General features: G+C 67.3%; 18 protein-coding genes. 4 read left to right on the forward strand and 14 right to left on the reverse strand.

Annotated elements, in window-relative coordinates:
- Window position 1 precedes the first annotated feature (1 nt).
- On the reverse strand, window positions 2–1,696 hold the full coding sequence (locus tag IPI67_10200; protein MBK7580563.1) for an acyl-CoA dehydrogenase family protein: 1,695 nt from the start codon (window positions 1,694–1,696) through the stop codon (window positions 2–4).
- A 90-nt stretch (window positions 1,697–1,786) separates the two neighbouring features.
- Here IPI67_10200 and IPI67_10205 point away from each other — a divergent pair, with 90 nt between their 5' ends.
- From IPI67_10205 to IPI67_10215, 3 genes are read left to right on the forward strand one after another with little or no spacing between them, the layout of a single operon-like run.
- Entirely contained in the window at window positions 1,787–2,836 is a 1,050-nt protein-coding gene (locus IPI67_10205) for an amidohydrolase (GenBank protein MBK7580564.1), read from the forward strand.
- 39 nt (window positions 2,837–2,875) lie between these two features.
- Window positions 2,876–4,501, forward strand: coding sequence for an ABC transporter substrate-binding protein (locus IPI67_10210; protein ID MBK7580565.1), 1,626 nt, complete (start codon window positions 2,876–2,878; stop codon window positions 4,499–4,501).
- A 45-nt stretch (window positions 4,502–4,546) separates the two neighbouring features.
- Window positions 4,547–5,842 (forward strand): hypothetical protein, encoded by a 1,296-nt coding sequence (locus tag IPI67_10215; protein MBK7580566.1) that lies wholly within the window; start codon window positions 4,547–4,549, stop codon window positions 5,840–5,842.
- Between the two features lie 8 nt (window positions 5,843–5,850).
- Here IPI67_10215 and IPI67_10220 read toward each other — a convergent pair whose 3' ends face one another.
- The 5 genes from IPI67_10220 to ruvB all read right to left on the reverse strand — a co-directional run bounded on the left by IPI67_10220 (window position 5,851) and on the right by ruvB (window position 11,263).
- A complete protein-coding gene (locus IPI67_10220; protein MBK7580567.1) occupies window positions 5,851–6,072 on the reverse strand; it encodes a hypothetical protein in 222 nt (73 codons plus the stop codon).
- A complete protein-coding gene (locus tag IPI67_10225; GenBank protein ID MBK7580568.1) occupies window positions 6,047–7,048 on the reverse strand; it encodes a PEGA domain-containing protein in 1,002 nt (333 codons plus the stop codon). Before IPI67_10225 ends, IPI67_10220 begins: the two co-directional genes overlap by 26 nt.
- Complete coding sequence (locus IPI67_10230) at window positions 7,039–8,670, reverse strand: protein kinase (GenBank protein ID MBK7580569.1); 1,632 nt, start codon at window positions 8,668–8,670, stop codon at window positions 7,039–7,041. The genes IPI67_10225 and IPI67_10230 overlap by 10 nt, the downstream gene beginning before the upstream one ends.
- A 226-nt stretch (window positions 8,671–8,896) precedes the next feature.
- Complete coding sequence (locus IPI67_10235) at window positions 8,897–10,078, reverse strand: CAP domain-containing protein (GenBank protein ID MBK7580570.1); 1,182 nt, start codon at window positions 10,076–10,078, stop codon at window positions 8,897–8,899.
- 120 nt (window positions 10,079–10,198) lie between these two features.
- A complete protein-coding gene (ruvB, locus tag IPI67_10240; GenBank protein MBK7580571.1) occupies window positions 10,199–11,263 on the reverse strand; it encodes a Holliday junction branch migration DNA helicase RuvB in 1,065 nt (354 codons plus the stop codon).
- Window positions 11,264–11,344: 81 nt separating this feature from the next.
- Between ruvB and IPI67_10245 the strand changes: the two genes are divergently transcribed.
- Window positions 11,345–12,805, forward strand: coding sequence for a L,D-transpeptidase (locus tag IPI67_10245; GenBank protein MBK7580572.1), 1,461 nt, complete (start codon window positions 11,345–11,347; stop codon window positions 12,803–12,805).
- 13 nt (window positions 12,806–12,818) lie between these two features.
- Here the strand turns inward: IPI67_10245 and IPI67_10250 are convergent, their stop codons facing one another.
- From IPI67_10250 to IPI67_10285, 8 genes are all read right to left on the reverse strand, one after another.
- A complete protein-coding gene (locus IPI67_10250) occupies window positions 12,819–14,318 on the reverse strand; it encodes a hypothetical protein (GenBank protein ID MBK7580573.1) in 1,500 nt (499 codons plus the stop codon).
- Complete coding sequence (locus tag IPI67_10255; protein MBK7580574.1) at window positions 14,318–15,544, reverse strand: hypothetical protein; 1,227 nt, start codon at window positions 15,542–15,544, stop codon at window positions 14,318–14,320. Before IPI67_10255 ends, IPI67_10250 begins: the two co-directional genes overlap by 1 nt.
- An 83-nt stretch (window positions 15,545–15,627) precedes the next feature.
- The gene (locus IPI67_10260) at window positions 15,628–17,049 is read right to left on the reverse strand and encodes an amidase (GenBank protein ID MBK7580575.1); all 1,422 of its coding nucleotides are present in this window, start codon (window positions 17,047–17,049) and stop codon (window positions 15,628–15,630) included.
- Between the two features lie 49 nt (window positions 17,050–17,098).
- Window positions 17,099–18,952 (reverse strand): HAMP domain-containing histidine kinase, encoded by a 1,854-nt coding sequence (locus tag IPI67_10265; GenBank protein ID MBK7580576.1) that lies wholly within the window; start codon window positions 18,950–18,952, stop codon window positions 17,099–17,101.
- On the reverse strand, window positions 18,949–19,578 hold the full coding sequence (locus IPI67_10270) for a HAMP domain-containing histidine kinase (protein ID MBK7580577.1): 630 nt from the start codon (window positions 19,576–19,578) through the stop codon (window positions 18,949–18,951). The genes IPI67_10265 and IPI67_10270 overlap by 4 nt, the downstream gene beginning before the upstream one ends.
- Window positions 19,490–20,380, reverse strand: coding sequence for a hypothetical protein (locus IPI67_10275; protein ID MBK7580578.1), 891 nt, complete (start codon window positions 20,378–20,380; stop codon window positions 19,490–19,492). The genes IPI67_10270 and IPI67_10275 overlap by 89 nt, the downstream gene beginning before the upstream one ends.
- Entirely contained in the window at window positions 20,377–20,949 is a 573-nt protein-coding gene (locus tag IPI67_10280; protein ID MBK7580579.1) for a GNAT family N-acetyltransferase, read from the reverse strand. The genes IPI67_10275 and IPI67_10280 overlap by 4 nt, the downstream gene beginning before the upstream one ends.
- A 53-nt stretch (window positions 20,950–21,002) precedes the next feature.
- Window positions 21,003–23,540: a serine/threonine protein kinase gene (locus IPI67_10285; protein MBK7580580.1), complete on the reverse strand. Its 2,538-nt coding sequence runs from the start codon at window positions 23,538–23,540 to the stop codon at window positions 21,003–21,005.
- Between the last annotated feature and the right edge of the window lie 77 nt (window positions 23,541–23,617).

Below are 23,617 nucleotides of genomic sequence, written 5' to 3' on the forward strand. Positions count from 1 at the left end.
CCTACAATCCGGGCTGTTCCACCAGCGCTGCTCGGATTGGGCTTGGCGGAGCGAGCTCGCGCTTCACGAACCGATCCTCCGTGACCGCGATGGCAGCGCGTTTCTGAGCGTCGTCCGGGAACGCGGCCAGCTCCTCGAGCATCGCCGTGACCTGAAGCAGCGCGGCGGCTTGATCGACCAGCAAGCGACCGTAGCGCTGGTCACCCTCCCCTGCGGAGATGCGCTCGAAGCCATGGGCCAGCGCCGCCAGACCCTGCTGGGCGCGCTCGATCAGCGGCTGGTCTTCTGCCGGGAGTGACAGCCGCTTCAGGGCCTCGCCGAGCTCCTTGCCGAACGCGAGGTGCGCGCCGTAGCGCGCCGAGTCCTTCAGGACCTGCTGTACCAACACGTTGTGGCTGCCTTCCCAGCTCTCGAGCACCATCGAGTCGCGGTAGAGCTGGACCAGTGGTGAGAAGGTTTCGATCGTGCCGTTGCCGCCCAGGATCTCGATGGCGCGCTGGGCGCAGTTGGTGTTGCGGACCGCGGTCCAGTACTTGTTCACGTTGACGGCGACGCGCCAGGCAAGCTTCTCGTCGTCGCTGGCCTGACCGCCGGCCATACGGTCGGCGGCGGCGGCGATGCGCAGCGAGCCGGCCAGCGCTGCCAGCGCCTCCGCCTTCAGCTCCGCGAGGGTCGCGCTGACCAGCGGGAAGCTGGCGATCGCCTCGCCGAACGCGCGACGGTGCTGGGCGAAGCTCGCCGCCTCGCGATAGGCGCCGGTGATGGCACCGGAGCAGCACACTGCGTTGTACAGACGCGAGGTGTTCAGCACGATGGAGACGACGTTCTTGAAGCCGCGGTCGAGTGGACCCACCGGTTCGGCCCAGGCCCCGAGGAAATCCGCCTCGCCGCTGGCCATCGCGCGTGTCCCGAGCTTCTGCTTCAGGCGCCGCACGTTGAAGCGGTTGGTCTCGCCGTCGACGTTCCGCGGCACGATGAACAACCCGAGACCGCGTGTGCCGGCCGGCGCGCCTTCGGGCCTTGCCGTCATCAAGAACAGCTGGGCGTCGATCACACTGCAAAACCACTTCTCGCCATACAACCGGTAGCCGCCGCCCTCGGCCCGAGCGACCACCGCGTTCAGCCCGACGTCGGAGCCGCCCTGCACCTCGGTCAAGAACTGCGAGGCGTGGAGGCGGCGGTCGTAGTCGCGCTCGAGCAGACCCGGCAGGTACTTCTGCTTCTGCGCGTCGGTACCGAGCTCTTGGATGCTCTTGATCATGCCCGCGGTGCAGGCGAGCGGGCACAGATGACCGGATTCACCCACCTCAGCGAACAGGTAGAGCAGAGCCATCTGCAGCGTCTCGTTGCCCGGCTTGGCGTAGTCGCTGAGCACGCCGGTCTGCCAGATCAAGCGGCCGGCTTCGTGGTAGCTCGGGTGAAAGACCACCTGCTCGTGTCGCACACCGAGCCCGTCGAAGCGCTCGAGCCGCGGCAGATTTGCGTCGTGGTTCGTGTCGACGGCCAGCTGCCGGAGCCGGGTGGCGACCGCTTCACCGGCTTGCTCCAGCCGAGGTCGCTCCTCCCCGAAGCGCTCCTTCCCCAGTCGGAGTGACAGCACTCGCGAGAGGTTGGTGTCCCAGGTGAAGAAATTCTTGGGTTTGTCCGCGTCCCAGGCGAGCAGCGCCGCACGCCCGCGCTCGATCTCGGTGGTCATGTGCCTCGGTTAGCATTGCGCGCCGGCGACGACCAGCGTCGGGGCCCGACCCTTTCCCCAGCCGCGAGCGGTCGTACTAGCCTCGGGTCGATGGCCGACTTTCCGACCCGGTTCGACAGCACACTCGATCTGGCGCGCCTGCCTTGGTTCGACCGAGTGGGCAACGAGCTCGTGCTCGCGGACGAGAGCATCGGACCGACCGTCGACGTCCACACCCATCTGGCGCTTTCGTTCATCGTGCCTCAACGCGTGGATCTTGGACGTGAACACGCCGTGACGGAGCACTACCTTCCGGTCGAGCGCCGGCTCGATCTCGACGTGTACGCGAATCGGAACTTCTCCCCGACCGACATGAAGCGGCTGGAACGAGATCTGGCCTTCGGCAGCTTCAAATCTGGCGGCATGCGTCGGACACACACGGTGCCCAACCTCGAACGGGAGATGCGCGGGCTCGGTGTGGTGCGCTCGGTGCTTCTGGCCATCGACTTCCCGGTGCTGAGCGACAACGCTGGCGACTGGTTGAAGGCCGCGAAGGGCCATGACGACCTCGTTGTCTTCGGCTCGGTCCACCCGTACCGGCCCGGCATGGAGAAGGAGCTCCTGCGTCAGATCGCCCTCGGCGCACGCGGCATCAAGGTGCACCCGGCCGTCCAGACCGTGCTGCCCGGCGATCCGCGCGCCATGAAGCTCTACGGCTTGTGCGGCAAACATCGGCTGCCGGTGCTGTTTCACTGTGGGCCAGTCGACATCGAGACCCGACTCGGGCGGCGTTTGTCCCAGGTCCGGCACTATTTTCGCCCGATCGAGAAGAACCCGGACACGACCTTCGTGCTGGGCCATTCGGGGGCACTGCAGCTGGAGCTCGGGCTCGAGATCGCGCGGCGCTACCCCAACGTCTACCTCGAGATCTCCAGCCAATCGCTGAGCAACGTCCGGAAGATCCTCGACAGCGCCGACCCCGAGCGGGTGATGTTCGGCAGCGACTGGCCCTTCTATCACCAGGCCATTCCGCTGGCGAAGCTGCTGATCGCCAGCGTCGGGCGTGAGGAGCTCCGGTCGAAGGTGCTTCACGAGAACGCGGCGCGCCTGCTCGGCCTCGATCCGAAGACGCTTCGTGCGGGGCATCGGCCGGTGATTTAGGCCTACGCTGAACTCGTGCTACGGTTTTGCCGATTGGGGATGAACGTCCGGCAGACAGTGGGGTTTTCGTCGCGGCCCGCGCGGCTGGCCGGGGCGGTGTTGGCGCTGGCCGCCGTCGCGGCGACCGTCACGAGCTCGTGCAACCTGGTGGTCGATACCGACGTTGCCCAGTGCGAGACCAGCGACGACTGCTTCAAGAAAGGCCCCGAGTTTGCCGACTCGGTCTGCACCAAGGACAAGGTCTGCTCCGCCGGGGGTGACTGCGAGACCAACGCCGAGTGCAGCGCTCGCTTCGGCGGCGCGCCCTCCATCTGTAGGCGCCCGGGGAAGACCTGCGTGCAGCTCACCACGCCAGACTGCGCGGAGGTCTTTCCGGCGGACGCCCTCACCGACGACCAGACCATCGTGCTCGGGTTCATCGGTCCGTTGAGCGGGGCGGACATCTCGAGCGGTGTGCCGGCGTGGAAGGGTGTGAAGCTCGCGCTGAACGAGTTCGAGCAGAGCGCGGTCGGCCTGCCCGTCAAGAACAGCACCGAGCGGCGGCGAGTCGCCGTCATCGCTTGCGACGATGCCAACGATCAGGAAGCCGCCGCCTCGCATCTGGCGAAGACAGTCCGGGCGCCCATCATCTTCGGGCCGGCGTTCAGCAGTGTCACCCTCGACATCGCGACCAAGGTCACGATCCCGGCGGGCTCGCTGCTGTTTTCGTTTTCGGCCACGAGCCCTGCCATCACCGATCTGAACGACAAGGGTCTGGTCTGGCGCACCTGCCCGTCGGACGCCCTTCAGGCCATTCCAATGGCAGCACTGGTCACAGATCTCGAGTCCGAGATCCGGATTGAGCAGAGCATTCCGGCGGGGACCCCCATTCGTGTGGCCATGACCGTGCTCGGGGACGCCTACGGCACGGGGCTCGCCAACGCTGCCAGCGCGCTGATCAAGTTCAACGGAAAGGCCGCCAACGATAACGGCGACAACTTCCTGCGCATCGACTACAAACCCGACGCCACGGATTTTTCGGCCGAGTTGCAGGCGGTGACGAGCATGAACCCGCACATCGTGCTGCTGGTCGGCACGACAGAGACGGTCACCGAGTTGTTTGGGGTGCTCAAGGACGACGGCAACGCGCTGAAGCGCTACTACGCGATCAGTGACGGCGGGAAGATCCAGCAACTGCTCGACTCGGTCTCGAGCAACGCGACGCTGAGACAGCGTGTTTTTGGCACTGCGCCGGGTCGAACGACGGCCCAGTACCAGGCGTTCAAGAGTCGCTTCAAGGCGTTCTACGCCAACGAAGATCCCCTGACCTACGCGGAGCACGCCTACGACGCCGCCTACCTCGCTGCGTATGCGCTGGTCGCGACCAGCGATGTGCCGGCGACCGGCGCAGCGGCGAACCTGGGACTCGCTCGCACCGTCGGCGGGGTGGCGATCCCCGCCGGTCCGAACCAGCTGAACACCGCCTTCAGTGCGCTGCTCAATCAGGATGGAGCCATCGACTACGACGGTGTGTCCGGCCCTCCGGATTTCGACGTGAACAAGGGTGAGGCTCCGGCGGACGTCGACGTCTGGTGCATCAACGCGGCGAACAAGTTTGCGTCGAGCGGGCAGTTTTACAATTCGGCCACCAACAAGGTCGAAGGTTCGCGGGTCAACTGCAACTGAACCGGCGGGCGGCTCGAGCGAGCGCGGCGTGATAACCTTGCCGACGTGAAGCGTGCGCGTCAGCTGTGGTTGGCCGTCCAGGTCGTCGGCCTCTCGTTCGTGGTACTGGGCTGCACGTCTGCTCCGGAGGATGACGAACGCACCGGCTCCCTGGTGGGCGGCCTCGGCCCGCTCCCCGGCGCCATCCGCGGAATGCACTACGAGACCGCCGGGCATGTCGGCACCACCGATGCGGAGGGTCGGTTTCGGTATCGCACGGGTCAGAGTGTGCGCTTCTCGGTCGGTGCACTCGGCTTCCAACCGGTGACGGGCGCCGCGCGCGTGAGCCCGTTTCAGCTGGCCAACGGGCAGAGCTGTGACGTCGGCGCGCCGCTGTTGCGGGTGCTCCAGGCCGTCTTCAGCCTGGACGAGGACGACGACCTGGACAACGGCGTGAGTCTGCCGGACGTCCCCAAAGCAGAGAACCTTACGGTGGTGGGAGAGCTCGATGAGCCCGCGCTCGAAGCGTCACTCCAGGTCCTCCGTCCGAGCGCAAAACTCATGGACTCGGCGCTGGCCCTCGAACGGTTCATCCGACAGGTGAACGATGAAGCGTGGGAGGGCGAGAATTCGCCGACGTTCTTCTTCCCCGACTCCGTTTATCGTGGGCAGGGCACGGCCACCGATGGCAAGCGCTGGTTCTTTTCGTCGGCCAACCATCTGCAGCGCACGAACTCGGCGTTCGAAGCCGAGGTCGACAACTTCGCGCCGATCCCGACGGACATCTTCAAGCTCGGCGGCAAACACATCGGCGACATCGATGTTCACGAAGGGCTGCTCTACGCCTCGATCGAGGACAAACCCGACTTCTTGCACCCGTTCGTCGTGACTTACGACCTCGAGACTCTCGAGCCGACGGGCCCCGGTCGGTTGCTACCAGAGGAGCTGCAACTGCAAGGTGTGCCTTGGGTCTGTGTGGATGGGCCTCGCCAGCGCCTCTACAGCGCGGACTGGGATCCCACCGACCACATCAACGTCTACGACCTGGCAAACCTGGCGCTCGTGAAGGCGCTGCCGCTCGAGCCGCCGATCGGGCGCATCCAAGGTGCCAAGGTGTTTCGAGGGCAGCTCTACGCTGCCAGCGACAACGACGACAAGTCCATCTACAAGATCGATCTCGACACAGGGATCGTGATGAAGCTCCTTGGTCTCGATACCCCCAAGTCGGAGGCCGAGGGTCTGGCGTTGACGGAGGACGCGGACGGCGCACACCTCCACGTGTTGAACGTCGTCATCCCGAACGTGGATTTCGTGACCTTCCTTCGCACACGCGCCCCGCTTCGGGACGACGTGTGCCCGTGACGTGAAGGTCAGTCGATCCAGCGCACCAGGCTACTCGTCACGGGCAGGTCGAAGAGCGCGCCGGTATCGAGATCTTCCACCTGTGTCTGCCAGTCCAGGCTCCGGAAGCTCGAGCTGAGCACACACGCTCCGCTCGGATGGATGCTGGGTTCGTTGAACGAGCCGGGAAACTTGCCGAGCTTGGGAGCGGCCGGGCGCGCCCGCTCAGAACGTGCCGGCCACGCTGACACTGCCTGGACCCACACCCACGACCACGTTCGTCGCGGACTTGTCGTGTTTGGGGTCGTCCGGCGACTTGATGAAGGTCAGGTAGGAGGCGTAACCGCCGACGGCCAGCGTGCCGACCAAGAACACGTCGGTCACGATGGCCAGCGTCCGGGTCTTGGATGCAGAGTCGTCCAGCGATTGTTTGCTGGCTGGGTGTTTCTTCTTCGCGTCGAGATCATTCTGGGCGCCCAGGGCGAGCACACCAAAGACCGCCGTCCCGGTCGCCAGGCCTCCAGTCACACCCCACCAGAGCCAGGGGATCTCGCGCCCGGAATCGGCCTCCGGCCGCTTCTTCTCCGGAGTGCTCGGTCTCGGTTTGGTGACGCCCCCTGTTTGCGGCGTGGCGGGGCTCGAGCCTTGGCGCAGCTCCAGCGTGAGCGAGCTCTTGTCACCACCGGCAACCACCACGACCTTGTTCACCGTTGCGTACCCACTCTTGGACACACTGATCTTGCGCTTGCCCGCGTTGACGGTCAGTGGCTGGTCCAGCGGGGTCTCGCCGACCTCGAGGTCGTCCAGGCTGACCTGCGCACCATCGACGTTGACCTTGACGTCGACGCTGGCGACGCGGGTCTGGAGCTTGGCGATCTCCTTGTCGATCTCCGCTCGGCGTTTTTGATCGACCTTTTTGCCGCCGTCCGCCAGGTACTTCTTGAATGAACGAAGCGCACCGGCGTGATCGTTGATCTGCAGATAGACCAACGAGATGTTGTAGAGGATCTTGTACGAAGGCGCCAAATCGTAGGCGCGCTGAAGCTCTGTCAGCGCTGCGTCGAAGGCGCCCTCCTCGTAGAGATCGAGGCCCTTCTTGTAGCGAGTGCGGGCCTCCGCTTGGTCGTCCGCCTTGCTTCCGTCGGCGAAGCTCGGAGTCGGGGAGAACAACACTGCACAGGCCACGAACAACGCGGCGAGACGCGAGAGCGAGCGGGTCACTTCCATGGGTCGTCCGGATCGAGCTGAGTCGACGGCGGCTTCTTCTTGAGCTTGATCTCCGGCTCGTCCGGCTTGGGCGGTGGCGCCGCGATGACTGGCCCACGGGGTCCCTTGCCGGAGAGCTTCTTCAGGGCGATCTGCAGCTCGAGGTTGCGATCGAAGCGGATCACCCGGTTCTCCGTCTCATATCCCGGTGCCTCGACCTTGAGCTCGTGGTCGTCGCTGCTCTTCGGATGATCCGCGGCGTACGGCCGAGCCGTCACCGGCACACCGTCGAGGGTGAGTTTTGCGGACTCCGGCTCGATCACCACCCGCAGGCGGACCTGGGCGGACGCTCCGGTGGCCGTCGGCGCCGTGGTCGGCGCCCGAGTGTTGGCGCCGGGGTCGGTCGCGGCGACAGGCTTCACCGGCTCCACATCCGGGCTCTGGGGTTCGGGTCGGTTGGCAATGCGAATGGCGAGCACCGAGCCGGCAACGACCAGAAACACCGACAGTGCCGCCGCGACGCCGATGGCCGCGGCGTAGGTCCGCCGGGGTCGCGGGGCCTGGACCTCCACCGAGGGGATGGTGTGGCTTCCGAGCTGCATCGCGCCGCCCGAGGTGCCCACGCCCGATGGCGCGGACCCGAGGTACTGCGCTCTGGCGGAACGCGAGGGGTTCGAGTCGCTGTTGAGCACGTGTGCGGGGGGCAACGAGTCGAAGTTCGTTGGTGCTTCGCGGCGACCCGTCAGTTGATCTTGGATCACGGACTGGAGTCCGGCGCGCTCTTTCTCGAACTGTTTCCCGATCCAGTCGCCGAGCGCGCGCGGATCGACTCGGGCGGTGTGGCTGAACAGGAAGTTCTCCAGGGCCGCGCGAAACTCGTGGGCGGTTTGGTAGCGATCTTCCGGGCGCGCCGCCAACGCTCGGTTCACGACCTGCTCGAGCTCCGGATCGACCTTGGGATCCACGCTGGATACTTTGGGGATCTCGCCCTGGCTCAGCGCCTGCATGATCTGGATCTCGGCGTAGCCGTCCCAGATCCGCGTGCCCGTGATGGCCTCCCAGAGCATGACCCCCACGGAGAACAGATCGGCGCGGTGGTCGACCTTGGCGCCGAGCACCTGCTCGGGTGGCATGTAGGCGACCTTACCTCGCAGGATGCCGGCGCGGGTCTCGACCGACGAGACCATGCTCTTGGCGATGCCGAAATCGCATAGCTTGGTCTGACCGGTATAGGTGACGAAGACGTTGTGCGGAGTGACGTCGCGGTGCACGAGCTTGAGGGGCGTGCCGTCGTAGTCCTTGAGCTCGTGCGCGTATTCGAGGCCGGAGAGCACCTCACACAGGAAGTGGAGGTGCCAGTGCAGCGGCAAGTAGGTCTGGGTCTTGTGGGCGCGGCGGAGAATGCGGTGGAGCGGCTGCCCGTCGAGATACTCCATGGCCATGAAGTAGTGGTCACCCTCGATCTGCACCTCGTGGGTCTGGACGATGTTCGGGTGATTGAGGCGAGCGGCGAGCTTGCCTTCGTCGAGGAACATCGCTTTGTGCTCGGGCTCCTCGAGCAACTCCGGCTTCATCAGCTTGACGACCAGGAGTTTGTTGAAACCCGCCGGGCCGGCCGCGGCCGCCAGAAACACCTCCGCCATGCCGCCCTGTCCAAGGCGGGCTATCAGTCGGTATTTTCCGAGGGCTTTGCTCTGAGTGCTCGTGGCGTTCGTCCGCGGTTGTGGCTTCGCCGTCCGGGAGGCCGGCGCGGCGCCTGGTTGGATCCAGATTATCCCAGGCGGCCAGATCCGGGGCAAGCCGAGGGCGGAATGTCAGGGCGCGCGCGACAAAACGCCGGCCAATGTGGCGTTTTGCCGGCGCCGCGGGTCAGTTACAGCTGACGACTTTCACGTCGTAGTTGATGGGCTGGCTGACTCCGCTGACCGAGACCGTGTAGGTGTGCCCGGCTTGCGAGGTCCAGCCCTGCGGGTTGAAGCGCAGCGCATATTTGCTGCCGTAACCCCCGAGCAACTGGGTGACCGTCACGGGTTTGTTGGCGCCCGCGTCGGTCACGGTGACCTGGGCGCCGGAGAGCACGATGCTGTCGCTCTGGATGGTCCAGCCCGTCGAGTCGAGGTTCTGGAATGAGGCGGTGAACATCTGCACGGGCACCTCACCCGCAGGCGGGAACGGCATGTAGGGTTTGGCGGCCTTGCCACTGCCGCCGATGACCTGCATGCACGAATATCCGCTGGCGGTACCGAGGCCAATTGGCCCCAACGAGTTCGACAGGATCCAGCGCCGGTGACCGATGGTCGTCGGGTTGCCGGGATCGGCCATGTACAGATCGACCGCCTTCACGCCGGGCGTCGTTGCGATGTTGCTCTTGCCCGCGGAGCCGGCGCCCGTCGCCGAGTAACACTTCCAGCTCGCGGGTGGTGTGTGGCTGAGCTGCCCGTTGGCCTGCATCATCAGCGCGCACTCCTGGGCCTGGGCATCCGTCGCCGGGTTGTTGGTGACCTCCGGCAACCCGGCCAGGAACCGGTAGAGGTTCACGATCTTCAGGGCGTTGGCCCGACCCGCAGCGGTGACGTCGCCCGCGGTGCAGCTCGCCGTGCTGCCGCTCCACGTGCCCTCGCTCATGTCGGCGCGGTCGGCCTTCCAGCGGGCGCACACACTCGTTGCACCTCCGCTGCCCGTGGTGCCGCCGCCGCTGGTCGTGCCGCCGCCGCCGCTGGTCGTGCCGCCGCCGCCGCTGGTCGTGCCGCCGCCGCTGGTCGTGCCGCCGCCGCTGGTCGTGCCGCCTCCGCTGGTCGTGCCGCCGCCGCTGGTCGTGCCACCGCCGCTGGTGCTGCCTGCGACGCCCCCACCGCCTGGGGCCTGTCCGGCGCTGCCACCGCTGGTCACGCCCGCCGCGCCCGCGGCTCCGCCGGCGCCACCGCTCTGGCTGCCACCGGCACCGCCTGCCGCGCTCCCGCCCGTCGCGCCGAACTCCACGTCGTCGTAGCCAAGTAGGTTGCTGCAACCCAGCGCTGCCAGGCTCGACACCGCCAACAAAACTCGACGCATGGTCTCTAGAATGCGCGAGCTTCTGTCCGCGAGCAAGCACGAGCGCGAGTCCCGCCACTTGTGCGCCGCGACTTGGAGCTGGACGTGGGCGCGGCGCGCAGCGCACCGACCCAGAACCGATCAGAACAGCTTGCCCTGACCGCCGCGCCCGTCGAGCTCGATACCCAGGTGGGCGTAGGCCTTCTTGGTCGCCACGCGACCGCGCGGCGTGCGGCCCAAGAAACCCTGTTGCAATAGGTAGGGTTCGTACACGTCTTCGATGGTGTCGCGGGGCTCGGCCATTGCCGCGGCGATCGTCTCGACTCCTACCGGGCCGCCGTCGTAGTGCTCGATCAAGATCCCGAGCAGCCGTCGATCCATTTCGTCCAGGCCTCCGCCATCGACCTCGAGGCGGTCACAGGTCAGCTCGACGATCGCGTCGTCGATCTCGCCGTTGCCCTCGATCTCTGCAAAGTCGCGGGCGCGGCGGAGCAACCGGTTGGCGACGCGAGGGGTGCCGCGGGAGCGGCGCGCCAGCTCCCGCGCGCCGGCGGCTTTGCACGGCACGCCGAGCAGCCGGGCGCTGCGCGAGATGATGCGTTCGAGATCTTCCGGTGGATAAAAATCCAGCCGCAGGGTCACGCCGAAACGCTCCTGGAGCGGCTTGGTCAGGAGCCCGGTGCGCGTGGTTGCTCCGACCAGCGTGAACGGCTTTAGATCCAGGGGAATGCTCTCGGCGTAGGCGCCGTCCCCCATCATGACGTCGATGCGAAAGTCCTCGATCGCGGGGTAGAGCGCCTCTTCGACCGGCGCGCTGAGCCGATGGATCTCGTCGATGAAGAGCACGTCGCCACGCTGAAGGCGCGTGAGCAGTCCGGTGAGCACTCCCTTGTGCTCGACCGCGGGTCCGCTGGTGACGCAGACCTCGACGCCCATCTCCTTGGCCAGGATGTAAGCGAGGGTGGTCTTGCCAAGGCCCGGTGGACCGCACAAGAGGATGTGGTCCAGCGGCTCTGCGCGACGTTTGGCCGCCTCGACGTACACCTGCAGGTTCTTTTTGTGTTTGTCTTGGCCGATGAACTCGTCGAGCGACTCGGGGCGGAACAGGCGATCGAAGCGTTCGTCGTCGCCGCCGGCGACGGGAGCGAGCACGCGCTCGGCGGCGGGTATCGGGGCTTCATCGGCTGGCTTTTTGCGGGCGGCCATCGGCGGCCGGACTCTACTCTGGGCATCCCGGCCTGGCCATGCCATGCCTCCGAGGTGCGGACAGGCAAGGTCCGCTTGCTCATGGCCCGCGCTGTTCCCTTCCTGTTCGTGCTCGCGTTGGCAGCACACGCGCTCGCGGACGTACCGAGCGCCGAACAGGCATCGGCCAAGCCCGAGGCGCGCATCTGGAGCCGAGGGCAGACCACGTGGATCTATGCCGAGCCCAAACGCACGAAGAACGCCCTTGGCTACGTGCGCCTGGGTCAGTCGGTAGCCAAGCGAGCCGACGAGCCGGTGAAAGGGCCGGGCTGCGCTGGTGTCTACCAGCCCGTCGAACCCTACGGTTGGGTGTGCATGGATCGCACGGCGAGCGACAGCGGGAGCTCACGCTGGTTGCGAGCCATGGCCGCAGCAGCGCCGCGGACCACCTTGATGCCGTTCGAGTTTGCGCTGTCGAATGGCGCGCCGATGTACCGCCGGCTGCCCACGGCGAAGGAAGTCGAGAAAGAACGCCCGGCCTTTGGCGAGGCGGGCAAGTTCAAACCGCAGGCCTGGGGCAATCGCGGACACGAGAAGCTGGCCGAGGTGCGCACGGTGGCCGATACCGGGCCCGTGCCCTGGTTCCTGGGCGACGGCGGCAGCGCCGGCGAAGCGCACCCGCTCGAGGTGATGCGTCGGCAGATCCCCCACGGCTCGATGCTCGCGTACAGCGCAGCCTTCACCCACGAAGGTCGGAGTTATCTGCTCAGCTCCGACGGAACCGTCGTCCCGGCCGATCGAGTGCGCCCGTTCCGGGTGAGCGAGTTCCGAGGTGTGGCTCTGGGCAAGGACAACCGCCTTCCGCTGGCGTTCTTCCGCGCTCGACCTCGACCCAAGTTGCGGCGCGTCGAGACGGGTTTCGAGCCCACGGGAGCGAGCTTTGCGGCCCGCAGCCACGTCGAGCTCGATCCAGGTGTCGACGCGGCGGAAGCGAATGGAAAGCGTTTTCTCGCCACGCGCGAACGCGTCGGGCAGCAGATCGTGTGGGTCGCCGAGGACGACGCGACGGTGATCCGTGAGCGGGAGCAGCTGCCGATCGGAGTGGCTGCGGGGTCGAAGTGGATCCTGCACAGCATCACCCAGGGAACCCTGATCGCGTTCGAGGACAAACGCGCGGTGTACGCCACCTTGGCGTCGCCCGGTGCCGGCGGCGTGCCGATCAAGGGCAAGGATCCGGTGAAGATGAGCACGACGCCACTCGGCGTGTACCGCATCACCTTCAAACATCGGGCGACGACCATGAGCCCGGAGTACGGCGAGAACCGCAAATTCTGGATCGCCGACGTACCGTACACCCAGTACTTCAACGCTCCGTTCGCGCTGCACACGGCGTACTGGCACGAGGACTTCGGCGAGCCGATGAGCGCCGGCTGCGTGAACGTGTCACCCAGGGACGGCAAGTGGCTGTTCGACTGGACCTCCCCCACGGTCCCGACCGGTTGGGGTGGGGCGGGACCCGGAGGACGCCACGGCGCGGGGACCTACGTCGTGATCGCGCGCTGAAGTGAGGTTTCGCTCAGTGTCGGACGCCGAGCAGACGCAGCTCGCCGCCCTCCGCCTTGAAATGGGCCTCGAACGCCCGAGGCACTCGCGTTCCCCGCCGCTCCGCGGTGAGCCTCACCACGATGTAGTCGGACGCGAGCTCCGGAGCCTCGAGCACCAGCTGATGAGTCTGCGTGCGCAGCCTCCGGGGAGGGGAGAGCTCGCGGCCGTCTTCGCCCAGGAACCGTACTTCATAGCGGGTGATCGCCGGGCTCTCGAGCCGGGCGCGGAGCGCCCGATCGGTGAACGTGAGGGTTCGCCCATGCACACTCTCGACCTCACACGGAGTGACCTGAGCGAACCAGTAGGACACCAGCTTCCGCCGCCGCGCCTCGAGGGCGTGGAGCACGTGGCGCTCGAGCTCCGGAGCCGAGAATTCAGCGGCGCGCACGCTCTCCTTTAGCAGCGCCGACGGGATCTGCTCCAATCGTTTTGCGATCCAGTACCCGTCGGATGCAAGCAGGCGGTTGACCGGTTCGTAGGGGTGTCCCAGCTCGTAGTGGGTGTTCACCACTGGCGACAACACCCGCAGCGTGCGCGCCGGATTGGCTCGGCGCTCGGCTGGGCGCCGCAACCCCAGCGTGAACAGGTTCTCGACGGTGCTCCCGCGTACGGGCCCGACGGCCGTCTCGTGGGAGTGAGAGGGCGCGAGGGCCGCGGCCCCGAGGGCGTCGTGCAGCCCCACGACGAAGTGTCGAACATGACCGCGTCCGGGAGCTCCGACGTAGGCGTCGACCAGGCGGGTTGGCCCGAGCTCCCGCAGATCGAGCCACGCTGCGACGACGCCCAAAGCGCGGAGTGTTCGTCGATCGCGGTGGGCGATCCGATCGTTCGGGTCGTCGCTGCGCGTGTAGGTCATGTCAGTCGGGCCCAGATTTGCCCCCAAGGGCCAGCGCACGGCGACCCAGAGCGGCGCGCTCGCGCCGCCGACGCCAACCAGCCCCAGGTCTTTCGGGTCGACGAGCCAGGCCTCGGGTGTCAGGTATCCGATCGCTCGTACGAGCCGGCTGGCGATCAGCTGTGCGGCCGTGTCCACCTCGGGCAGGCCCCGGTGGTCCGTCACGATCCGGTACTCGCGCCCGCGTGCGTCGAACAGGCGTTTCGGGTTGCTTCCACCTTCGACCCGCACCGGTGCGACCGGCGGACCGTCCACCGCGTAGGCGCGCTCGAATGCTCGCGGCTCGAGCGGCAACGGTGCAAACCAGGCAGAGGGTGGCACTTCATCCAATGAGCTCACGTCGCGCGCGAACGGGAAGCGCTCGGCATCGAGCGCGTCGACGAGGGGGCGCCGCAGGAAGACGTCCGAAAGGTAGAACGCCTCCACGAATGGAGTACGGCGTGGCACGGCAATCGGTCGAGTGTCCCCCGCGCTCGTGAGCGGCGGTTGATCCCGAAAGCGCGCCGGTTGGTAGGCACAGCCGGCTGCCGAGAGGACAGCGAGGGTGAGCGCCAGTTCGAGGTTCGAGCGCGGCATCAGCTCCTGTGTTGGCGATCGCCAAAGGACGACGCCACTCCGAAGTAGAGAATGAACCGCATGCCGTCGGGGCTGCCCGAGACCGCCAGTGACCCGAGCGACGAGCTCCTGCTGTAGATGTCGAAGCCGAAGCCCGCGTCGTAGCGCAAGGCCTCGAGGCTGAGCGCGTTCACCCGCGGCGCCACCGTGGCTACGTCGCCGAACGCGCGTGCCGCAACGTAACGAGCGATGGCCCAGCGATAGTCGAGGGAGGCTACGGCCGACACGTAGTCTCGCCGGTTGTCGAAGCCGCGGAAATCGGACTGCCGAGGCAGCTCGACGAACGGCACCGGCCCCTCGGTCACCGAGAGCCCGTCGAGCACGAGCTTGGGCGAGAGCACGTTGCCCCGGGAGAGGATCGGGAAGAACCCCGCGACCCTGCCGCCCGCCCGCACGAAATTGTGCTTGGACTCACCCAAACCGTCCCCGCGGCCAGCGTAGGTCTCGAACAGAAATCCGGGCTCGGGACCGGCGCGCGACCGCCGGGTATCGAGTCGAAACGCGAGCTCACTGTAGACCGTCTGCACCAAGCCGTAGGCGCCAGGGACACTGCCGTCCTCGAAGACATCGGCGAGGCTGTCGCTGCCGTCCGCCGGGTTCATCAGGCGGCGGCGGGTGAAGCTGGTGGAAATGAACAGCTCACTGTCGTTGGCAGGCCGCACTCCAGTGCCAGCGATGAAACGTTCGCGCTGCTCGCCGTAGGACGCCCCATGCGACGGCGCCGTGCTTCGATACGCATTGCGGGTGTCCTTCTCCGGCTCCTGTCCGAGCCCGAGAAATCCGATCGACGAGCGCTCGTCGTGCAGCGCCTCGAGGGACAGCGCAAAGGGCAGTGGCTCGCGGAAGGCGAGTCGGAGTCGGGATTCGGCGACCAAGTCGTGGGTTCCGCCGAAGCCGAAACGAACGGTCGTCGCCACGTTGTCGACGCGGCCGATGATGCGAGCGCCGACATTCACGCCAGCTCCGGTCTCGGCGAAGGCGGTTGGGAAGATGTGGACCTCGCCGTCCCCCGGGTTCAGCATGTCGTCGACGCGGGGCACGATCTGCTCCTCGTCGATCAAGCCGATGGCGGTCCCGGTGGCGATGAAGAACAGCTCCGTCGCCACCCGCGGCACGAACAAGACGACGTTGGCCGCGCGCCGGGCGGCGTCGCCCGGCTCCGATTCTTGTCGCTCGACGCCCGACAAGTCGTCGGGCGTCGGCGGCGGTTTGTGCGGCGAAGTTGGCTCCGCCCGCGCTCCGGACCCGAACAGGAGCAGGGACGCGGCGATCAGCGCGCGATGGCTGGAATGCGCGAAGCCCAGGGGCGCGCCTCCTCGAGCTGGGCCGACAGACGGAACAGCGTGGCCTCGTCTCCGTAGCGGCCGACGAGCTGCACGCCGATCGGCAACCCGTCGGCGTTGACGTGCAGGGGCAGGCTCGCCGCCGGCTCCCCCGTCATGTTTTGTATTGGTGTGAACGGCGCGTACTCTGCGGCCAAGAACAGTCCCGCCAGGGGGTTGTCCGGTTGATCGAAGCTGCCGAGCGGCAGCGGTGGCTGCGCCAGCGTCGGGGTGACCAGGACGTCCAGATCCGCCCGCTGTTTCGCCCACTCGCGGCTGAGGCGCTGAAGGATGGCGATCGAAACCAGGTACTCGTGGGCGCCGCGTTGTTTCCCTGCTTCCGCCAGTGCAAGGCTCATCGGCTCGACGTTCTCCGGCGTGACGATGCGTCCGGTCATCAACGAGAGCCCGGCGAGTGTGGCAGCAGCACCCGCCGTCCACAGCACGCTGAACGCCTCCAGGAACATGTCCGCTGGCAGGAAGATCTCGCGGTCGACGACGTCGTGACCGAGCTCGATCAAAAGTTGTTTGGTGGCTTCGAGCGCGGCGAGACAATCGTCGTGCACCGGCACGTTGCTGATGGACTGGCCTGAAATTCCGATGCGCAATCGGCCTGGCGCGGTCCGGACCTCTTCCGCGTAAGGGCGGACGGGAGGCACCGCAAAGTACGGGTCACCAATGGACGGGCCGTGAGTCGCGTCGAGAATGGCGGCACTGTCGCGCACCGAGCGGGTCACCGCGTGCTCGGCCACGAGTCCTCCCATCACATCGCCCAAGGCGGGGGCGAGGGTGGTGCGTCCGCGCGTGGGTTTGAGACCAAACAGGCCGCAGCACGCGGCGGGGATGCGGGTCGAGCCGCCGCCGTCGTTGGCATGCGCCGCGGGCACCATGCGCGCGGCGACCGCTGCGGCCGAACCGCCGCTCGAACCGCCGGTCGAGCGCGTGAGATCCCAAGGGTTCTTGCAGGCCCCGAACAGGATCGACTCCGTGGTGGGGAGGAAACCGAATTCGGGCACGTTGGTCTTGCCGACGAAGATGAAGCCGGCTTTGCGCAGGCGCTCGACCAGCACGCTGTCCTCGGGAGCGATGAAGTCCGAGAGCAGCCGCGAGCCGGAGGTGAAACGCACCCCTTCGACCGACGCCAAGATGTCCTTCACCAAGAACGGGACACCCGCGAAGGGGGCATCGGGGATTGGCCCCTTTGCGGCGCGGCGTGCCTCGTCGAACATGGGCGTGACCACGGCGTTGATGCTCGGGTTCAGCTTTTCGATGCGAAGGATGGCGTGTTCGACCAGCTCCAGGGGTGTCGCTTTTTTGGTTCGCACCAGCTCTGCGAGGCCGGTGGCGTCCATCTGGTCGAGATCCGTCATGCGGCAATCATAGGGAGCACAGGACCAGCCGACAAAGCAGGATTGTCGGTCAAGCCGCGGGGCCGAGCGGGATCCGCACGGTGAACACACTGCCTTTTTGGCCGCGATCGGTGACCGTGACGGTGCCGCCGTGCAGCTCGATGACCGAGCGGGCCAGCGATAGCCCGAGGGCCAGCCCGCGGTGCTCCCGCTCGCCCGGGTTCGGGTTCGGGTCGAGCATGCTCGCCAGCTCCCGCGCCCCGAGGCGGGTGCTCGGGATCTCGACGTCGACCCGTGCGCCCCCGGCCCGCGATGGCGCGGCGCGCATGCGCACGTGGGACTTCTCGCTCGAGCGCAGCGCGTGGCCGATGATGGTGGCGAGGGCTCGTGTCAGTCGCAGCCGGTCGACGTTGAGCTCCGGCACACCCTCGACGATCTCCGCGACGACCTCCACCTGCCCGTCGCCGCCGAGGTCGCGCCCCTTGGCCAGCGCCTCGTCGAACAAATCGGCGACACGCACGGGCTCGCGCACGAGGGTGAGCTGTCCCGCCTCGACGCGGGAGGCATCGAGGATCGTCTCGATCAGCGCGAGCAGCTCCCGCCCGCGTCGGGCGACCAGATCGAGACTCTCGATCTGGCCGGAGCTGAGCTCCTCCGAATCGCGTACCAGATCGGTGAACCCCAAGATTGCATTCAGCGGACTCTTCAGATCGTGGCTCACGCTGGCGAAGAACAGGCCGCGCATGCGTGCGGCTCTCTCGCGCGCGGCGATCGCGCGCTCCTGCGCCCGGGCGAAGACCCGATAACGGTCGGCTAGACGTTCGATGGCGAGGCCCAGCTCTTCGACCAGCCGGAAGCGTACGGGACGCATCACCCGGGTGTTGCCGCCGATCACGGTGTCGGTGCCGAGCAGGCGCACGCCGCGCGTCGCGATGGCGATGTCGTCGTGCAACATGCGTCCGAGCGCCAGGCCGAAGACGGCGGCCAAAGCGATGGCGAGCAGCGCCACCACCATGCTGACGGGGCTGAACACCCCCAAGATCGAGGCTCCAAACCGGACGTGCGCCGTGCCCTGTTCGATGGGGGTCGAGACCTCGATCGCCCCGCCGGGTTCGTGGCTCGTGTGCGCCGGCGCGACCCAGCGATTGAGCGTCACGATGTAACCTGCGCGCTCGGCGACGAGGATGGCCTCCTCTACACCAGCGGCCTCCAGCGTTCCCGGTGTTGCGTCGAGCGCTGCGCGCGACAGGAGTCGGGCGGCGGACTCGCGCTCACGCTCGTCGGCGCGCCGCACCACGGCGTTGGTGACGAGCCCTGCGCCGATGGAGATGAAGGCGACCGGGAGCGCGACCGCGAACAGCAGGCGGCGCGGAATGTGCCGCTTCAAGGAGCCCAGCTTCTCCTCACGGTCCACCACCGAGCGCACGGCGTCCGGTGGCGCGCGCTCGAGTGTGCGGGCGAACGCACCTCGGGTCAGCACACTGAGCGGGAGGCTGGCCGCCGCGACGAATACCGTCCCGAGCAGCGCGGCGCTGACTCCGGTCGTCAGGTCGATCAACGAGGGCCGGAAGAGTGTGCCGGTCAGGGCCAGCCCAGCGAGCGGCGGCGCGAGCCACCCCGTGACCATGCGACCGCCGTCGTCGGCGAGCGCGGCCACGTCCGTCGAAGCGACGTCGCGAGAACCCGCCCGGAGCTGCTCGAGCAGGTCACGGTGGCGGTTGAGCACCACCGCGTTGTGAACGAGCGCCACGACGCCACCCGTTCCGACCGCATACAGAAGGACACGCGTGATGGCGGCCTGTACGTCGCCCGCCAGCAGCAAGAGTCGGGGAACGAGCGGCGCGACGAGCACGGCCGTTCCGATCGCAAACGCCAGCTGCCAGCCGAGCACTCGCACCAGCAGCTCGTGGGGACGAGGTCTCACGCTTCGTCCTCCCCGGGCACCGGGTCCGGCGCTCGCCGGGGCAGCCAGATGCGAAAGACGCTGCCCTGCCCCAGCTCACTCTCGAGGTCGATCGTGCCGTGGTGCATTTGGACCAGGCGCCTGGTGATCGCCAGACCCAGGCCCGAACCCGCGCGCCGCGCCGCGAGGTCCCCCGCTTGCCGATATTCATCGAAGATCCCGGCCTGGTCTTCCGGGGCGATGCCCGGGCCGGTGTCGCTGACACGGATCCGCACCCAGCGATCGGACTCCGCTGCGACATCGACCGTGACGCAGCCTTCACTGGTGAACTTGACCGCGTTGCCCACGACGTTGGCCAAGATCTGTCGGATGCGCCGGGCATCCCCGAAGGCAGATACACTCGCTCCCTCGAGCCGTACCTCCAGCGGTTTGTCCTGGGCATTGATGCGCGCTTCTCGCACCGCGTCCTCGGCGATCGGCAGGACCTCGACCTCCTGGCACGACAGCTCGAGCTCACCGCTCTCCAGGGCCGATAGCTCGAGGATGTCGTCGATCAGCTCACGCAGGTGCTGGCCGCTCCCGCGCACGACCTCCAGGTTCTCGCGCGCGTCGGCGCTGAGGGGGCCGTCCACTTCGGCCAGAAGCACGTCGGCGAAGCCCAAGATCGCGTTCAGTGGCGCGCAGCTCGTGGGAGAGCGCCGCCAAGAAAGCGCTGCGGTCGCGATCGTAGGCCAGAGCGCCGGCGAGATCCTGATGATACGCGCGCTCCGCCGCAGTGAAGCGTTCGACCAGGCTGTTGAACGCGGCGGTCAACATCCCGACCTGGTCGATGTTGCGGACCGGGATGAGCTGCCCTGCGGGGGCCGCGGCCTCGCGGGCCATCTCGATGATTCGGTCGCGCACGTACTCGACGTCGGACCGGACGTCGCGGGCGATGGAGAAGGCAACCAGCGCGGCCGCCCCGACCAGGATCCACGTCAGGGCGGCGACCGACGCGAGCAGCGAGCCGCGCTCGGCGCGGACCGCGCCACGACTGGAACGTACAGCGACTCGACCCCCGCGGAGCGGTGTCACCACCCATGCCGAAGTGGTTTTATCCGCTGCAAGCCCGCTCGCTTCGAGGTCTGCCGGCGTGGGCGCCGACGCGCCGCCCAGAGTGACTCGGCCGCCGGCATCCACGACGGCCACATCCATGCCGGAGCGCTGAGCCGCGCGGGCGATCACCGCAGAGTATTGTGTGGGTTCGGTCGCGGAGAGGCGCGCCGCCAGCGCCCGAGCCAAGAGCTCTGCCGAGCGCCTGGCCGAGGTCTCGGTTTGTTCGTCGAGCTGCCGGATGCCGACCCACGAAACGACGATGGCGGCTGCGATGCCCAACACGACCACCGCCAGGGGCGCCAGCGGAAGAAAACGGAGGCCCCTTCGTAGCTCGGGACGCGGCGCGCTGCTCACGGGTCCGTCGCCAGCCGCGCGAACACGGCGTGGTCTAACCAACGCGACCCGACGAACTCCGCCTGCCGCGCGATCCCCTCGAAGCGAAAGCCGAGGCGGGAGATGACGCGCAGACTCGCATGGTTGTCGGTGGCGGCTGCGCAGCGCATGCGATGAACGCCCATGCGCGCGAACGCGAAATCGATGGTGGCGCGTGCAGCCTCGGTCATCAGCCCGCGCCCCGTTGCGTCCCGACGTAGCCAGTAGCCCAGCTCACACGAGCGGTGCAGGTGAATGCACGAGTCCAGCCCCGCGACCCCGAGCAGCTCCCGGCTGGCACGGTCACGAATGGCAAAACGCACGGCCCGGCCCGCGTCCCAATCCGCCGCGCAAGCGTCAGCGTAGCGTTGGCTGGCCTCGGTCGTGTTGTTGAACGGAACCCACGGTAGCCAGCGCTCCAGGTGCCAGCGTGAGCCATCGACGGCCTGCCACAAGTCCTGTCCGTCGCTCGCGTCGATGGGACAGAGCAAGAGGCGCGGGGTCTCCACGGGAGCACGCCGCAGCGCTGCGCGCGCGGGGATCGACAGCAGCTGGTGCGTTGGGGGCGCCAGGCGTTGCGGCGGGGGCGACGAGCTTGGGCGGTTCACTGGCACTCAGCCCGGACTACGTAGGGTTCGAGGTGCCCCGATTCGTAGTCCCTCCACGAAACATACCACTGACCCGCCTTCGCCCCCGCGGCGATCGCCGGGTAGGGCTGCGTCCCGCCCACTTTTGCGATCACCCCGGCCGGCTCGACGCCGTCGCGGGTCATGCTCGCGAGCTTGACGCGATTGCCCTCGAAATAGGCGACCATTGCGCCGGTCGGGCTCTTCGCGATCGAGGGCGCGGAGCCACCTCGGGCGAACTCACGGTGCCAGATGGTCTGCGACTTCTCGAGGTTGAAGAAGCCCGCGAAGGCTCCGGCCTTGTCGTCGTCCCAGGCCACGAAACACTCGGCCTTGTCGCATACGATGCGCGCCTCGCCGCGGGTGCCGCGGGTCGGGCTCACCGCGATCAACTTGCCGAGGTGGCGGTCTTCCGTCTTCTTCTTTCCGTCTATCTTGACGCCCGTCGCGAGCGCCGAGTCCGTGAACGGAACATCGAGGATCATCACGCGACGTTTCTTGTCGCGCTCGAGCATGAACGAGATGACCAGGCCGCTCTCCGCGATGGCCAAGCTGGGGCGGCTCGCCAGCGCGCCGTGGCCATCCCGTCCGGAGCCCAATGCCGTCAATCTCGTGATCGGACCCAGCGGCTCGACCTCGTGCGACAGATGGCGCGCGACCAAGTCGACGCCGTCGTCGACGGCCTGCTCCCAGACCACCCAATAGGAACCGTCTGCGCCGCGATCGAAGCTTGGGTAGAACTCGGCGCGCTTGGCCTCGGAAATGCGTCGGGACGGACCGGCCATGCGCCCGTCGGGTTCGAGCAGTCTCGCGTGAACTCCCGGATCGGCCCCGCCATCGTCCCAGAACAAGAGCGCCAGCCGGTTGCCGGCAACGAGCAGCTGGGTGTGGCGCGCAGAGCTTGCCTCGGGCGTGACGAGTCGAGCCGGTGCCACTCGGCGAAGGGCGGTGTCGAGAACGGTGGTGAAGGCCTGGCGGCGCGTGGCATCCTGTTGATTGTCGACCCAAGTCACGATGGGCCCCACGGTCGTGACGGCGATGTCCGGTCGTGAGCTCGGCGTCGTCCGGTCGAAGGGTCGAGGCCGACCGAGGGCCATCGCCTTGCATTTGCCGTCGGAGTTGGGGATCGCCACCGCGGCCTGGCTGAGCAGGCCGCGTGACACACCCGAGCCGCCGTTGTTGAACGCCTCTTTGAAGGCCGCGAGAGACGCATCACCCTGCCCGTTTTGCATGAGCTCTTGCGCTTGGGCGACGGACTTTGCGTAGGCGTCGGTCTCGAGCGGTCTGTCGTACGTCGGTACGCTAGCCGAGGGCGCGGGCGCGACGCTCGCGCTCGCCGTCGGTAGGCTCGTTGCCGGTCGTGCGACGGGGGGGCGAGGGAAGAGGCCGTAGAACCAAGCGGCATAGCCACCGAGTGCGAGCGATGCCACGGCAAGCAACGCCCAAATCGCGCCCATGCCGCTTTTTTTGGCCGGCGAGGGAGTGTTGGTGAGCACTGCGTCGGCGGGGCTCGGTGCCGGTCGCGCTGGCGGGATCCCGCTCTGACTCTGGTTCACGAGCAGGTCCACGAGCGCACCCTCCTCGGCGCTCGGCGCAGAGCTCTGCCGCCAAGCCGGAGGTGAGACACTGGTCGCGGGCTGCAGCGCCTCGGCCAGGGTCTCCGCGAACTCCTTCGCGGTCTGGAAGCGTTTCTCGGGGTCGCGCTCCAGTGCCTTCGTGAACCACGAGTCGAACCGCGCGGGCAGATCGGGCAGCAGCTTCGAGGGTTTCGGGATCGGTGCTCCGGCGATCTGAGCCAGGATCATCGCCACCCCTTGATCCACGTTCCAGACCGTCGTGCCGGTCAGGCACTCGTACACGATGCAGCCGAGTGCCCACAGATCGGCCCGCAGATCGACCTCACCCTGCCCCTTGGCCTGCTCCGGGCTCATGTACGCGGGGGTGCCGAACAGCGCTCCCTCGCGGGTCAGTCGCGGTGACGCCGCCTCTCCCGTTTGTTCGTAGAATTTCGCCAGCCCGAAATCGAGGATCTTCACCACCATCTCCCCCTCCGGGGTCTTGATGATGAAGATGTTCTCGGGCTTGAGATCGCGGTGAATGACGCTGGAGTCGTGGGCCTTCTGCAGCCCCCGCGCGGCCTGGGTCATCACGGCTAGCGTCGTGTCCGCGTCGATGCGCCGCACGCGCGTCATCATGTCGTAGAGGCTCTCGCCCTCCAGCAGCTCCATGACCAGGAACGGCCGGCTGTCGAACATGCCCGAGTCGTAGACGTCGCAGATGTTCGGGCTGCGAATCGCGGCTGCCGCGCGGGCCTCACGAATGAAACGTTCGCGGACGATGCGAGAGGTGACCAGCTCCGCCGAGAGGATCTTCACCGCGACGCGTTTGCCGAGGGTGATGTTCTCCGCCTCGTAGACGGTGGCCATGCCACCGCGTCCGATCTCTTTCGTGATGCGGAACTTCCCCTCCAGGACGGTACCGACCGGAACCTGCGACTTGTTAGGGGGGGAAGCCATGCTGTGCGCCGGATGTTCGAAGCGCGGCGGCGCCTTCGGGGCCACGTTAGCAAGGGTGCCCTCGAAGCGCGAGAAAG

This window comes from Myxococcales bacterium, assembly GCA_016706225.1.
Lineage (GTDB): Bacteria > Myxococcota_A > Polyangia > Polyangiales > Polyangiaceae > JADJKB01.